Annotated in this window: 10 protein-coding genes; 5 read left to right on the plus strand and 5 right to left on the minus strand. The window is 45.5% G+C overall.

All coding sequences use genetic code 11. From position 1 onward, the window contains the following. The first annotated feature begins 242 nt into the window (after nucleotides 1-242). Entirely contained in the window at nucleotides 243-857 is a 615-nt protein-coding gene (ribA, locus tag GTW09_RS10990) for a GTP cyclohydrolase II (protein WP_071978278.1), read from the plus strand. Nucleotides 858-1,004: 147 nt separating this feature from the next. Further along, nucleotides 1,005-2,570, plus strand: coding sequence for a DUF3300 domain-containing protein (locus GTW09_RS10995; RefSeq protein ID WP_163111922.1), 1,566 nt, complete (start codon nucleotides 1,005-1,007; stop codon nucleotides 2,568-2,570). 156 nt (nucleotides 2,571-2,726) lie between these two features. Here the strand turns inward: GTW09_RS10995 and GTW09_RS11000 are convergent, their stop codons facing one another. Further along, complete coding sequence (locus GTW09_RS11000) at nucleotides 2,727-3,614, minus strand: ATP-grasp domain-containing protein (RefSeq protein ID WP_163111923.1); 888 nt, start codon at nucleotides 3,612-3,614, stop codon at nucleotides 2,727-2,729. Between the two features lie 214 nt (nucleotides 3,615-3,828). Here GTW09_RS11000 and GTW09_RS11005 point away from each other — a divergent pair, with 214 nt between their 5' ends. From GTW09_RS11005 to GTW09_RS11015, 3 genes are all read left to right on the plus strand, one after another. Then, nucleotides 3,829-5,313 (plus strand): methyl-accepting chemotaxis protein, encoded by a 1,485-nt coding sequence (locus tag GTW09_RS11005; RefSeq protein WP_163111924.1) that lies wholly within the window; start codon nucleotides 3,829-3,831, stop codon nucleotides 5,311-5,313. Beyond that, nucleotides 5,310-5,831: a DUF6436 domain-containing protein gene (locus GTW09_RS11010; RefSeq protein WP_163111925.1), complete on the plus strand. Its 522-nt coding sequence runs from the start codon at nucleotides 5,310-5,312 to the stop codon at nucleotides 5,829-5,831. Before GTW09_RS11005 ends, GTW09_RS11010 begins: the two co-directional genes overlap by 4 nt. Nucleotides 5,832-5,979: 148 nt before the next feature. Next, nucleotides 5,980-6,717, plus strand: a complete 738-nt coding sequence (locus GTW09_RS11015; protein ID WP_163111926.1) for a MauE/DoxX family redox-associated membrane protein — start codon at nucleotides 5,980-5,982, stop codon at nucleotides 6,715-6,717. Here GTW09_RS11015 and GTW09_RS11020 read toward each other — a convergent pair. The 4 genes from GTW09_RS11020 to GTW09_RS11035 form a co-directional block, all read right to left on the minus strand. Continuing rightward, nucleotides 6,714-7,679 carry a histone deacetylase family protein gene (locus GTW09_RS11020; protein ID WP_163111927.1) on the minus strand — a complete coding sequence of 322 codons (966 nt, stop codon included), beginning with the start codon at nucleotides 7,677-7,679 and terminating at the stop codon, nucleotides 6,714-6,716. The two genes, GTW09_RS11015 and GTW09_RS11020, sit on opposite strands and share 4 nt — an antisense overlap. Further along, nucleotides 7,676-9,517 (minus strand): bifunctional acetyl-CoA hydrolase/transferase family protein/GNAT family N-acetyltransferase, encoded by a 1,842-nt coding sequence (locus GTW09_RS11025; protein WP_163111928.1) that lies wholly within the window; start codon nucleotides 9,515-9,517, stop codon nucleotides 7,676-7,678. Before GTW09_RS11025 ends, GTW09_RS11020 begins: the two co-directional genes overlap by 4 nt. Before the next feature lie 218 nt (nucleotides 9,518-9,735). Beyond that, a complete protein-coding gene (locus tag GTW09_RS11030) occupies nucleotides 9,736-10,233 on the minus strand; it encodes an alpha/beta hydrolase (RefSeq protein WP_163111929.1) in 498 nt (165 codons plus the stop codon). An 82-nt stretch (nucleotides 10,234-10,315) separates the two neighbouring features. Continuing rightward, a complete protein-coding gene (locus GTW09_RS11035; protein ID WP_163111930.1) occupies nucleotides 10,316-13,414 on the minus strand; it encodes an efflux RND transporter permease subunit in 3,099 nt (1,032 codons plus the stop codon). Nucleotide 13,415 lies beyond the last annotated feature (1 nt).

The raw sequence follows: 13,415 nt of genomic DNA on the forward strand, positions 1-13,415 counted from the left end.
AACAAATAAAAAAGAGTAATAGGACAAACACACCAAAACCCGTCTAAATGCGTATAATACCCCACACAATACAATGCTATCGTTTGATTGCGCAGTAAAAACAATACACACAACAAATGATATAATGTAACATTAACGAATAAATGTGCTGCCAAACCCAGCAGCAATCAGTGACGATATCCGGCTTGTAAAAGCTGAGATTATCCCCACATATGGCCTACTGTCCTAAGCGTAGAAGTAACATGAGTAGCAAACAGCCTAAATACGAATTTGTCAGTTCAGCGAAATTGCCAACACGACTTGGTGAATTCAAAATCCATGGTTTTGTAGAAGCCAGTGGCCAAGAGCATGTTGCTCTGTCTTACGGCAGCTGGAAAGAAGGCGACGTTGTCCCTATTCGTATTCATTCAGAGTGCCTTACCGGCGACTCACTTTTCAGTACCCGATGCGATTGCGGCTTTCAATTAGAAAAAGCCATGCAAAACATTGTCGATAACGGCTACGGTGTATTGCTTTACCTTCGTCAAGAAGGACGCGGTATAGGGCTACTCAACAAAATCCGAGCGTATAATCTGCAAGACAGTGGAATGGATACTGTAGAAGCCAACGAACATTTAGGCTTCGACGCCGACCTTCGCAGCTATGATATCTGTAAACTCATGCTCGATACGCTGAACATAAAGCGTGTAGAGTTGATGACTAACAATCCTAAAAAGCTTGCTGCTCTTGAAGCACTTGGCATTGATGTAGTGTCTAGACGTCCTATTGACCATGGCATTACGAAGGACAACAAGCAGTATTTAAAAACCAAAACAGAGAAGCTGGGGCATGCATTCGACCCTCACGTGTTTAAATAATATAAAATGATAATGAAAACGCCCGCTTCAATTTAGCGGGCGTTTTTTATTCAGCTTAGGTTAATTAACGGCAAGTTATAACGTATACAGACTTACCCACATTGTCGGTCGCTCATCAAGCGACTTTAAGCAATGTAAGGAGAATGTATGAAAAACTTAGCCCTATCTTCTGTTATCGCTATAGGCAGTGTTGTATCCACAATACCAGCCTTTGCTCAATATACTTCTGTGCCTGTCACTGCAAGTGCCGCCTCAAGTATTGCTGTTTCAGGTGCTGTCGCCTCAGGAGCAGCGAGTGAAGATTACGCGTCTGATGCCCAATTAGACAGCCTTCTTGCGCCTATCGCGCTGTACCCAGATACCCTGCTAACCCATATTCTTATTGCCTCCACCTATCCGTTAGATGTGGTTTCAGCTGATAGATGGCGACAGAGCAACAAGCACCTAACGCCAGAGCAAGTAGAAAACGTTCTTGAAGATGTAGATTGGGACCCTAGCGTAAAAGCACTCGCATCATTTACCGATTTACTTAATACCATGGCCAGTGACTTGCAATGGCTGCAGCAGCTTGGCGATAGCGTTTTGCTTAGCCAGGAGAGAGTGTTAGATCGGGTACAAGTATTGCGACAGCACGCCCGAAATACAGGGAATTTAGAGACCAACGACTACATTGATGTAGAAGCAGAGCGCAGTAATTCTAGAGAGATTATTTACATCGCGCCGCGCCAACGTGAGGTAGTGTATGTCCCTTATTATAATCCACACACGGTTTACGGTAATTGGTGGCACCCTATTGCACCTGTTCTATGGTCACATCATGTGAATTATCACAGGCACAGAAACGTCTTTTGGTCACCCCAAATAAGACTATCCGCTTCTTTCTTTTTTGGCGCGGTGCACTGGCAGAATCGCCACGTTGTTATTCACCGCCAACCAGTGCGACCTCGTAACATAACAAGACGCTATGTAAACAGACTCTATCAAGACAGTCACCCTAAGCGTGTTATAAGCAACGATTATCAACGGTGGGAGCATCGCTCTGCTCGCAGGGGGCAAGCTGTGCAACGCGCTACTCATCGACAACATATTGGAAAAAGCTATGGCAATAACAAGAACCTCAGCACGCGACGGGACGTTGGCCATAGCTTAAGTCCCAGTGTTAATAGAAACCTAAAGCAGGGCTCTAATCGTGTCCTGAATCGTGACCCCAAAGCCGTGCGTCAGGCCACAATAGCAAACCCCAGTAGGCAAAAAAGGGAAGCTATGTTAGGCAAGCTAAAAGACAATAAACGCCAGTACAGTAACGCGACTAAACGTGCCCATCAGCATAAAAATAATTATACCAATGGGCCATCAAAGGGAATAAAACAACAACCGCTTAGTGCTAAAAATAACCGACAAGTGACGCCGCAACCTATTGTGAACCGTTCGAAAATACAGGCGAATCAGCCGGTAGATAGAGGCTCTTTAAGAACGAAGTCGACAATAGGCTCTAGAGAGTCGAAAGCAATTTCGCGGTATCAAGATAAGAAACGTACGTCACCAGAAAAAAGGACGATGACTAGGCAGCCAGCGCGCAGTAATGAGCATATAAGCAGTCGAATGAGCAGCCGAGCAAGCAGCCAATCAAGTAAAAACAGTGGAGTGCAAAGTAGCTCTCGCAAAATTGAGCGTTCAATGCCTGTTCAAAGAGTATCTCGAGACAAGCGTTAAAAAATTACAGGAATGATGATAGAGATAGCTATAGGGATATAGTACAACTCAACGTTTTTATCAGCGCGTTCTCGCAAAAATAGCGAGAACGCGCCTTTTCTCTTTTGGTTGTGCCCATTTTGCAATTCGCTGCTAGGCTGCTAATTTAGACACGACCTAATTATCGACATTAAAACCATCGCAGCGTGCTACCTCACATAGCGCCTTAACAAAACGCTCTGGTGAAGCAGCATCTAAATTGAAATACAGCGAAGGTTCAATAAGTTCCAGTTCCATTATTGCCCAATTATCGCGCTGACGCACCAAATCGACTCGGACATAAAGCGCTTCTGTTGGCATTGCCGCCAGCGCTCGCTGCGCAACATCTTGCTGTTCGTCACTCGCGTCAACAGTGAGAAGCCGCCCTCCGTGTTCTTCTTGAACGCGAAAGTCACCGCTTTTAGGTACCTTCAATATGCTGTGGCTATAAATTCCACCGAAATAGAACAACGAATATTCACCCTCTTCTACAATAGTGGGTAAAAAAGGCTGGATCATATACGAGCGGGAAGAAAAGGTATTTATGAGTGAAGACATTAACTCCATACTACTCGCCTTGGAAACTCGATAGGTATTATCTGCATTTGCACTTAGCGTTGGTTTTACAACCACTTCATCGGTGGCGAAATTCGCGAAGGCATCCTCGATATGCTGCGGTGAAAATTCGCTCCCCCAACAAGTATCAACAATAGGAAGACCAGCCGCTTCTAAATCTTTTAAATAGTATTTTTCAAAGTTCCACTTTATGAGCTCAAGCGGGTTTAACAAAGTCGCTGAAGATTTATCAATGATCTCTAATACTTCTGCAAAGGTATCAGCATGGTGTTGATAATCCCACGTACTTCGAACCACTACGTAATCGAACTGGTTCCAATCAACATTTTTCTCATGCCATGAGAGCGTGGTCACCGACCACCCTAGTTCATTGAAATAAGGAATAAGCAATTCGTCATAGACAAAAAACGCTTCAAGATTATCGGTAGAAAGAAAAACAACCTGGGGCATAAAATGCTCTCAAAATAAGCACCCTCGAATAAGTGCTTTTTAATAAAAATTTCTCATGTTAACTGCCTGAATAGCCGTTAAATGATAGACCAAAGTCACATGTTAAAGGATGAGTGATTCGTTTATTATCTCGCCAATTTAGCAAGCCTCAATTATTTCATCTACACTTCAGTACAAACTTATACTTTAGTGTAAACACGTTGCGGAGACCAATATGCAGTACCCTTGGTTATTAGAAGGTCAAAAAATATTTCGCGTAGTCATTGTTGTTCAACTGATTATCGCTATTGTTATTGGCCTTATCACCGGAGAACTCCTTCCTGCGTTTATCTTTGGTATCCCTATTGCTGCCGTACCATTGGTACTCAGTATGCAGTCGCCCTATTCTGCCTTAAGCCGCCATGCGATGGCAATTGGGGTTCAACTGTTGACAGCGTTACATATTCATCAGTCTTTCGGCTTGATTGAAGTGCATTTTGAAATCTTCGTTCTACTTGCGTTTTTGTCTGTGTTTAGAGATTGGAAGGTAGTAGCGACGGGCACTGGCGTGGTGGCTGTACACCATATTAGTTTCTTCTTTTTACAATCTAGCGGCGCGTCCTTATTTATCTTTGAAGAAGGTCATGTCACTTTCTCAATTCTACTTTTACACGCCGTTTTTGCTGTGGCGCAAGGTGCGGTACTCATGTACATGTCTAAAGTAGCGCATGAAGAAGGCGCTGGTGCGGCAGAGCTCACCCTTGCTATCAACAACATGCAAAAGATTGACAATAAATTAGATCTCACTGTAGATATTGATAGAAACAATAAAGTGTTGCGACCATTTGGCGAGCTCATCGACCAAGTAAGAGACCTTGTCCAGCTTGCCTCTTCGTTAACTGACGACGTAGTAACAGGCTGCGGAAAAATGGAAAAAGCAGCAAACAATATGTTTGAAATAAGCAATAAAACAGACCAAGAAATTGCTATGGTTTCGGCCTCGTCAGAAGAGATAGCGCAAACAATGCAAATGTCGACAGAGCAAACTACTGTCGCAAGCGACAAAGCGCTGGCGGCTCAAGCCTCGTCACAGGCCACCAAAGATTCTATTGGTACCACAAGCGCTACCATCAACTCGTTGCGCAGCACACTTAACAACGCGGCGAAAACCAATTCGGCATTAAACGAACAATGTTCTCATATTTCAGATGCCATGCGCTCTATCACCGCTGTTGCAGAACAAACAAACTTGCTAGCACTTAACGCAGCTATCGAGTCTGCCCGAGCCGGCGAGCACGGTCGAGGCTTCGCTGTGGTAGCCGATGAAGTGCGTACGCTAGCCATTCGCTCAAAAGAGAGTGCTGAACAAATTACAAGTATTACCGAACAACTTGTTTCGCAAACAGCCAGCTCAGTAGATCAAATGCAATCTTGCATCAGTTTGGTAGATGAGGCTGTGGCTTCGAGTGAAAGCGCTACCAATGCCATGGCAGATATTATGCTGCAAATTGGTAATGCCAGTGAAAGTATGACTGAAATTGCCACGTCAGCAGTAGAGCAAGAGACAGCGTCGGCATCCATAGCCGAAAGCACAGCGCGATTAAGTGAATTCACGTCAGAGGAACTCGCGACGGCGGAGTCACTCGCCAGCGAAGTGCAAGTGCTCTCTAGCATTTCACAGCGAATGCGCACCGCCATTGAGCGTTTCAAACTGCAATGAGAAAAGGGGTATCTTGGGCGCTGCTTGTCTTGTGGGCAGGCAGCTTGCTGGCCGCCATGCTTGTTTATGGCCAACGGCAACTGTCTGAGTTCGACCCCGACGGCATTTTACTTCACAAATCTACGTCGGTAGATTTCGACTCGCAGCTTACGCTTCTGCTAAAAAGCAACGACATCCCTAGCGCCAGTATTATTCACGTGGGTGCATCGGATAATTGTTACTGTGAAACACTGACTACTCCCCATCAAACACAGCTGCTTGCCAAGCTGGATGAATCTAAATATCAAATTGTCGATATAACGCTGGATAACGTGAGAGGTCTTGGCGATTTCCTCACCACAGTACCTGCGCTTATTGTTGTCGATGAGAACTATCAGCTACGCTATGTGGGCCCGTACGCAACCGGTTACGGATGCTTTACGGGAAAAAACCTCGTTGAACAGGTAGCTAGCTATACCCACCAAACGCCTTATGTAGGCGCTGTAATCAATAGCGACGCTGTCGGCTGCTTCTGCTGAGTTGGCACGTGTAGTGCAGCTCTATTACACAAAGTTATTCTAAACTAGCCGCACAAGTGGCTACAGTGAAGGTCTTTGTTCACTCACTGTGAAACTATTCCACTGTCCACTTGCAAATGTGAAAAGCTTTCAAAGGGGATTGTACGTCATGACTAAAGCAAGAGAAGCGACACTTTATAGAATGGTGACCAACGAGCATATCTGTCCGTTCGGACTAAAATCAAAAGATTTGCTTGAGCGAAAAGGCTATAAAGTAGACGACAATCACTTAAGCTCAAGAGAACAGACCGACGCGTTTAAGGCAGAGCACGACGTAAAAACCACACCACAAACCTTTATTGAAGGGCGTCGTATTGGTGGTTACGACGATTTACGAGACTTTTTTAATCTCGAGCAAGAAGAAGACAAAGGGTCTCGCTATACGCCAATTATTGTCACCTTTTCACTCGCCGCACTAATGGTATGCGCAATAATGCTGAGCGGTGAATTTTCTTTTAGCCTAGAGCGGGCAATAATGTCGTTTATTGGCATTACCATGGTGTTGTTAGCCATGCAGAAACTTCAAGATTTAGTGGCGTTTTCTAACCAATTTATCACTTACGACCTACTCGCAATGCGTCATTTACGCTACGCTTATATCTACCCGTTTGCAGAGGCTTATGCCGGCCTTGGGATGCTAGCGAGCTTTCCTGCCTATATCGTTGCCCCCATCTCCTTATTTATTGGTAGTGTGGGCGCAGTGTCGGTGATAAAAGCGGTTTACATTGATAAGCGAGAGCTAAAATGCGCCTGCGTAGGCGGCAATTCAGACTTGCCACTAGGCTTTATTTCGCTTACTGAAAACGTTGCCATGGTTGGTGCGGCTATTTACATGCTCGCGTTTTAGGGCTGGCTTAGCCCTTTTAAGTGAGCAACCACGCTGCGGCCAAGGGCGCTAAGGTCATATCCGCCCTCTAGCATACTCACAATGCGCCCTTCGCAGCAGGTGTCGGCAACGCGCCTGAGCGCTTGGCTAACCCAAAAATAATCGTCTTCTACGAGGCGTAAGTGAGCCATTGGATCTTCAGCATGTGCGTCAAAACCCGCTGAAATCAATATAAGCTGAGGCTGAAAATTGGTCAGCGCACTAAACCAATGCTGTACTTTTTCTCTGAACACGTCGCCGGTTATTCCCGCATCAAGGGGAACTGCCAGTATATTGCTAGCTGATACTGGTGCACCGCTATGAGGGTAAAACGGATGCTGAAAGCTTGAACACAGCATTATGCGCTGATCGCCAGCCACTATTTGCTCTGTTCCATTGCCATGATGCACATCAAAATCGACAATCGCTACTCGCTGCAAATTGTAATTTTGCAATGCATAGCGCGCCGCTAAAACAATGTTATTAAACACGCAAAAACCCATGGCACTATCGTAGGTAGCGTGATGCCCAGGCGGGCGAGTAGCACAAAAAGCTTGGCGCTCGGTTCCGGCCATAACATAGTCTACTGCGTTACAGCCGGCTCCCGCAGACTCAAGGGCAGCGGCTAAGCTGTACTTCATTAACCCGGTATCTTCATCTAGCCATGCTATGGCGATCTTCTCGCCTGAATACATCGTTTTTTCATCGTCACTAAACGTAACTTGCGCAGCACGTTCAAATACACTTTTTATGTAATAAGGGTCGTGTGCCAACGATAAATACGCTTCGGGAATAGGTGTAGCGTCGCCGTGCTCGCAAATCATCTCTAACCCTGAGGACAGTAGCTGATCGTCTATGGCAAACAATCTGTCTGGCGATTCTGGGTGCTCTTTTCCTAAGTCGTGTTTTGTACCGTGTTTGCCACGGAAAATTTTTATAGTCATGTCAGTGACGCCACATCAAGTACCAACTCAACCTCACTCGGGTCGCCGGTAAATTTTCGCTTAAATTTAGCATGCTCAAAAATGGTAATCATGGGCATATTGTCTCCGCGCACGTATGCCATCATCTGGCTAATAGAGCGCTTTTTCGCGATATTAATGAGCTCTTTTAATAACAACTTCGCCATGCCCTTACCCTGTTGTGTTTCGCGGGTAACAAATGCCGCCTCACAGGTATTATCTGAAGGATTAAAATAAAAGCGTCCCACCGCATGAATAGTGATACGCGAGCCCTCTTGGCGAACTATACAAAGAGCCGCATCGGAACTTTGGTCCACGCTCACTAAATTACATGATTTTTCTCGCGACATTTGCTTAGGATCGTAGTTATAGCGAAGGCGCAACGTCTCTTTGGTATGGGAATAAAAGAATTCCTGCAGTCGTCTTTCATCAGCAGGGTTTAGGGGGCGCATATAAAAACGTTCGCCCCGAATATCGAGTTTTTTAAGCTGAATAGCGCCGAGTTCCGGAATATCGGTAGGGTACTTTTCTTGGTAGTGCGGAACCCAGTAATGCTGGCGCACCTCTTCTAATAGCGCAGAGCGAAACTTAGGGTGGGCAACCCGAATGAGTTCAAGCGCTCTTTCTCGAATACTCTTACCTTTTAGCGACGCTATCCCATATTCGGTCACTACGTATTGCACATTTCCTCGCGAGGTAACCACACCTGCGCCTTCACTTATTTTTGGCGTAATACGCGACACTGTTTCATTTTGCGCTGTAGAGGGTAACGCGATAATAGCCTTGCCGCCTTTGCTGATTGATGCCCCGGTTACAAAATCAACTTGCCCACCTATTCCGCTATAAAAATCGTAGCCCAGAGAATCGGCAACAACCTGCCCGGTGAGGTCTACTTCAAGGGCACTATTAATGGCTACCATGTTGTCATTTTTAGCGATATTAGTGGGCTTATTAACGTAACTGCTCGGGTAAAACTCTATGTGCGGATTATTGTCGATAAGCTCATAAAGCTTGCGAGTTCCGATAGCAAAGCTAGTCACCACTTTGCCCGGGTGAAATGTTTTTTTCTTATTCGTGACTGCGCCAGACTCTAGTAGCTCGATAATACTGTCGGTGAGCATCTCGCTATGAATACCTAAATCTTTGTGCGTGCATAAATATTTCAGCGTAGCACTCGGTATTTTTCCTATCCCAAATTGTAGCGTTGCGCCGTCGTTTACTAACATTGCAACATACTGACCAATACGTTCAGCCACACTATCAATGGGAGGAGTAGATACTTCTACCAGCGGCTCATCGGCCTTTATACAGGCGTGAATTTCACTAATGTGAATGTAAGAATGACCCGCGGTGCGGGGGACATGAGAGTTAATTTGCGCAATCACTTTTTTACTATGACGCTGTGCAGACATTGCAATATCTACCGCTGCACCTAGCGAGCAGTAGCCAAATTCATCAGGGGGGCTAACATTCACTAAGGCCGCATCTAATGCCAATGTACCGTCACTGAACAAGCTCGAAATTTCAGATAGAAATACGGGTGTATAGTCTGCCCGTCCTTCATCCACCGCTTTTCTTACCGCATCTCCACCGATAAAAAAGGTGTTGGCTTTAAACAGGTTTTTATATTCCTCTTTTACCCAGCGTGTATCGCCTAACGCCAACATATGAACTAACTCGATGTCGCTAAAACCCTCGCTGTTATCTATGAGGTGTTGTACTAGGGCGTGAGGTACTGACGCGTTACCGCCAACAAAAACCCGACATCCGGATTTTATCAAAGAGGGCCAATCTGGCTCTTGAGGTAGACTAAATGCCATTTTCTTCTGCCTGTGTAAAATCACGATAGCTTACGTTCATCATGCCATAAAAACGCTCTCTTTCCTGCACTTATAAAAAACGAACAACTAAGCGATTAGTCTTATTAAAGGCAATCCACTAAAAACAAAAAACGCCCACATAAAGTGGGCGCTTTTTGTAAAAGTGCGTGTAATAGCGTGCCGAAATTCATATTGCTATGAAATTAGTAGCTATATATTTAATAGCGAAACTTTTCTAACCAATTTCTGAAGAAGGGTGAAATAACAGACTTGCTGTTTGCCAAACGGTGCCCGTCATTTAAAAGCAACAACTGTGCTTTTTGATCGCGAGCGTATTTGAGGCTGTTCTCGATAGGAATAATATCGTCGTTCCAACCGTGAACTACGCTCACATAGCCGTCGTAAGGAAAACGCTGAATTTCATAATCTGGCATATATAGCGCGGGGGCCATCAGAAAAACCCCACGAGCGGATATTTGGCTAGCTGCCGCCAACGAAACGTAACCGCCCATGCTTGAACCCACCAAAATAACGTCGTTACACTTCTCAGCAATAGTGTCTTTCAGCCGTAATAATCGAGCCTCCGGGCAATCGAGGTCTTGATAGTCGATACTTTCAACACCAAAGCCCATATCACTTGCTACGTTAGAAAGTGTGGTAATTTTACTGCCCCATGGGCCACTTTCTTTTCCGTGAGAAAATACAACAGTCGTCATCTTGCTAATGTCCTTATTGAAAAGTCGATAGTTTCAATATCACGCTAACTAAACCTCTTTTACACCTCTTTTTGACCTTACATTACTTGTTTTGTTTATGGAATAGTTTTTCCACCATCACATAAAACATGGGAACAAAGAAGATAGCCAAGAAAGTGGCCGCGAACATTCCCCCCATCACTGCAATACCAATGGCGTTTTGACTAGCAGCGCCTGCTCCACTAGCCAGCGCCAGTGGCGTTACACCTAAAATGAAAGCCATAGAGGTCATTAAAATAGGGCGGAAGCGCTGAGACGCGGCATTAGATACGGCAGTCATTAAATCGACACCGTTCTCGTATTCTTCTTTCGCAAATTCCACAATTAAAATTGCGTTCTTTGCCGCTAAGCCCACTGTGGTTAAAAACGCCACCTGCAAATACACGTCATTGGGCAGATTAAATATAAACGCTGCAGTTACAGAACCAAGGATCCCCAACGGCACTACCAGCATTACCGCAAAAGGAACCGACCAACTTTCATATAGAGCAGCAAGACATAAAAACACCACTAAAATAGAGATAGCATAGAGCATTGGGGCCTGCGAGCCTGCCTGCTGCTCTTCATAAGATAAGCCAGCCCATTCGATGCCGTAGCCCGGTGGTAACTGCGCAACCAACTTTTCCATTTCAGCAATGGCTTCTCCCGATGAAACACCCTCGGCAGGGCTGCCCTGAATATTCACCGAAGAAATACCGTTAAAGCGTTCAAGTTTAGGTGATCCGTACACCCACTCAGTGCTGGCAAACGAGCTAAACGCCACCATTTCGCCATTACTGTTGCGTACATACCATTTTTCAAGGTCGTCTGGCGTCATGCGATGTGGAATGTCACCCTGCATATATACGCGCTTAATACGCCCTTTATCGATAAAATCATTAACGTAGCTCGAACCCCATGCAATTTGTAGGGTTCGGTTAATGTCACTTAAGTTCAGGCCCAGTGCTGAGGCTTTCTCACTGTCGATGTTTATCTTAAATTGCGGCACATCGCTTAATCCGTTGGGGCGAACGCCCGCAAGTTTCGGGTTTTGCGCAGCCATACCTAGCAACTGGTTACGGGCGTTCATTAACGCCTCGTGACCATTACCACCTCGATCCACTAGCTGCATATCAAAACCCGTAGCGTTACCTAATTCCATAATAGGTGGCGGCACAATAGGAAATGCAGATGCATCTTCAATTTGACTAAAGGCACCAAACGCTCGGCCTAGTACAGCAAATGCCGAGCTATCCTCGTCGCGTTCGCTCCAATCATTCAAATTTATAAATGCCATGCCCGCATTTTGCGCTTGGCCAGCAAAGCTAAATCCAACCACTGAAAACAGGCCGTTTACCGCCTCTTGCTCTTGATCGAGAAAATAATCTTCCGCTTGCTTTATCGACTCTAGAGTTCTTCCTGCGGTTGCTCCCGGAGGTGTGCTTACTAACACCATCATGCGGCCTTGGTCTTCATCGGGCAAAAATGCCCCTGGAAGCTGGCTGAAAATAAACGCCATACCGCCCACTAACAAACCATACACAACAAAATAGCGCTTAGCCCGCTTTGCCATATGTGTTGTTGTGCGCTGGTAGGAATCTCTACCTTTATTGAAAGTGCGATTAAACCAGCCAAAAAAGCCCTTATTTTTATCGTGATCTTCGGGGTGCTTTTTTAACAAGGTAGCGCAGAGCGAAGGAGATAAAACAATGGCCACTAATACTGAAAACGCCATTGCTGATACAATAGTTACCGAGAACTGACGATAAATTGCCCCTGCAGAACCACTAAAGAAGGCCATGGGAATAAATACGGTAGAAAGCACAGCCGCAATACCCACCAGCGCGCCGGTAATTTGAGTCATAGATTTTTTGGTGGCTTCGGCGGGCGGCAGCCCCTCCTCTTCCATAATTCGCTCAACGTTTTCTACAACAACGATAGCATCGTCTACCAACAGCCCGATAGCTAACACCATCGCGAACATGGTAAGCACGTTTATGCTAAACCCAAATAACAAAAGCACTGCGAATGTACCAAGCAATACAACCGGCACGGCTATGGTAGGGATAAGCGTTGCACGCCAATTTTGCAAAAACAGCAGCATGACTAAAAACACCAGTATCACGGCTTCAATAAGTGTTTTCACCACAGATTCTATAGACAATTCAATGAAAGGAGAGCTATCAACGGGGTACACCACTTTCACACTATCTGGCAGGTTAGCTCTAAGCTCTTCTACACGAGCTTTTACGTCTTTTATTGTCTCAAGCGCATTTGCGCCCGAGCTTAAGCTAATGGCCATGCCCGACGCAGGACGCCTGTCGTAGCGTACAATGACATCGTAACTTTGCGCGCCGAGTTCTACGCGGGCAACATCGCGCACTCTTACCTGTGAGCCATCGGTATTAACCCGCAGCACAATGTTTTCAAAATCTTTTTCTGTTTGTAGGCGGCTTTGCGCCTGAATAGTGGCATTAATTTGCTGATTATTAATCGCAGGTAAGCCACCTAACTGACCAGCAGAGACATCGGTGTTTTGCACCTGAACCGCAGCTTGTACGTCCACAGGCGTTAGGTTGTAACTGTTCAATTTATCCGGATCTAACCAAATACGCATAGAACGCTGTGCGCCGAATACGCGCACATTCCCCACGCCATTGACTCGGGAAATGGGATCTTGAAACTGCGACACCAGTAAATCACTCAAATCGTACTGATTCATAGTGTCGTCTTCAGAATAAAAACCAACCGCTAATGCAAAAGCGCTGTTCGACTTAGATACGGTAACGCCCTGTTGTTGCACTTCACTTGGCAACAGCGGCAGCGCACTCTGCACTTTGTTTTGTGTTTGTACTTGCGCAATATCTGGGTCGGTGCCTGGTTCAAACGTTAAGCTAATTGAAACACTGCTGTTCGAACTGCTAGCAGAAAAATAGCGTAAGTTATCAATACCCGACAAGCTTTGCTCGATGACCTGTGTAACAGAGTTTTCTACGGTTTCTGCCGATGCTCCAGGATACGATGCACTAATAGTAACGGTAGGTGGCGCTACTTTAGGGTACTGTTCAATGGGAAGAGAAATAATGGCAAGCACACCTGCCATCATAGTAATAATTGCTAGCACCCATGCAAACACGGGTCTGTCTATAAAAAAGCGAGCCATA

Origin of the sequence: Alteromonas hispanica (assembly GCF_010500915.1) — a bacterium.
Classification (GTDB): Bacteria; Pseudomonadota; Gammaproteobacteria; order Enterobacterales; family Alteromonadaceae; genus Alteromonas; species Alteromonas hispanica.

Bases quoted from the DNA above. Each gene is read 5' to 3' on its own strand.
- ribA (WP_071978278.1), top strand. From the start codon at position 243: ATGAGTAGCAAACAGCCTAAATACGAATTTGTCAGTTCAGCGAAATTG.
- GTW09_RS10995 (WP_163111922.1), top strand. From the start codon at position 1,005: ATGAAAAACTTAGCCCTATCTTCTGTTATCGCTATAGGCAGTGTTGTA.
- GTW09_RS11000 (WP_163111923.1), bottom strand. From the start codon at position 3,614: ATGCCCCAGGTTGTTTTTCTTTCTACCGATAATCTTGAAGCGTTTTTT.
- GTW09_RS11005 (WP_163111924.1), top strand. From the start codon at position 3,829: ATGCAGTACCCTTGGTTATTAGAAGGTCAAAAAATATTTCGCGTAGTC.
- GTW09_RS11010 (WP_163111925.1), top strand. From the start codon at position 5,310: ATGAGAAAAGGGGTATCTTGGGCGCTGCTTGTCTTGTGGGCAGGCAGC.
- GTW09_RS11015 (WP_163111926.1), top strand. From the start codon at position 5,980: ATGACTAAAGCAAGAGAAGCGACACTTTATAGAATGGTGACCAACGAG.
- GTW09_RS11020 (WP_163111927.1), bottom strand. From the start codon at position 7,679: ATGACTATAAAAATTTTCCGTGGCAAACACGGTACAAAACACGACTTA.
- GTW09_RS11025 (WP_163111928.1), bottom strand. From the start codon at position 9,517: ATGGCATTTAGTCTACCTCAAGAGCCAGATTGGCCCTCTTTGATAAAA.
- GTW09_RS11030 (WP_163111929.1), bottom strand. From the start codon at position 10,233: ATGACGACTGTTGTATTTTCTCACGGAAAAGAAAGTGGCCCATGGGGC.
- GTW09_RS11035 (WP_163111930.1), bottom strand. From the start codon at position 13,414: ATGGCTCGCTTTTTTATAGACAGACCCGTGTTTGCATGGGTGCTAGCA.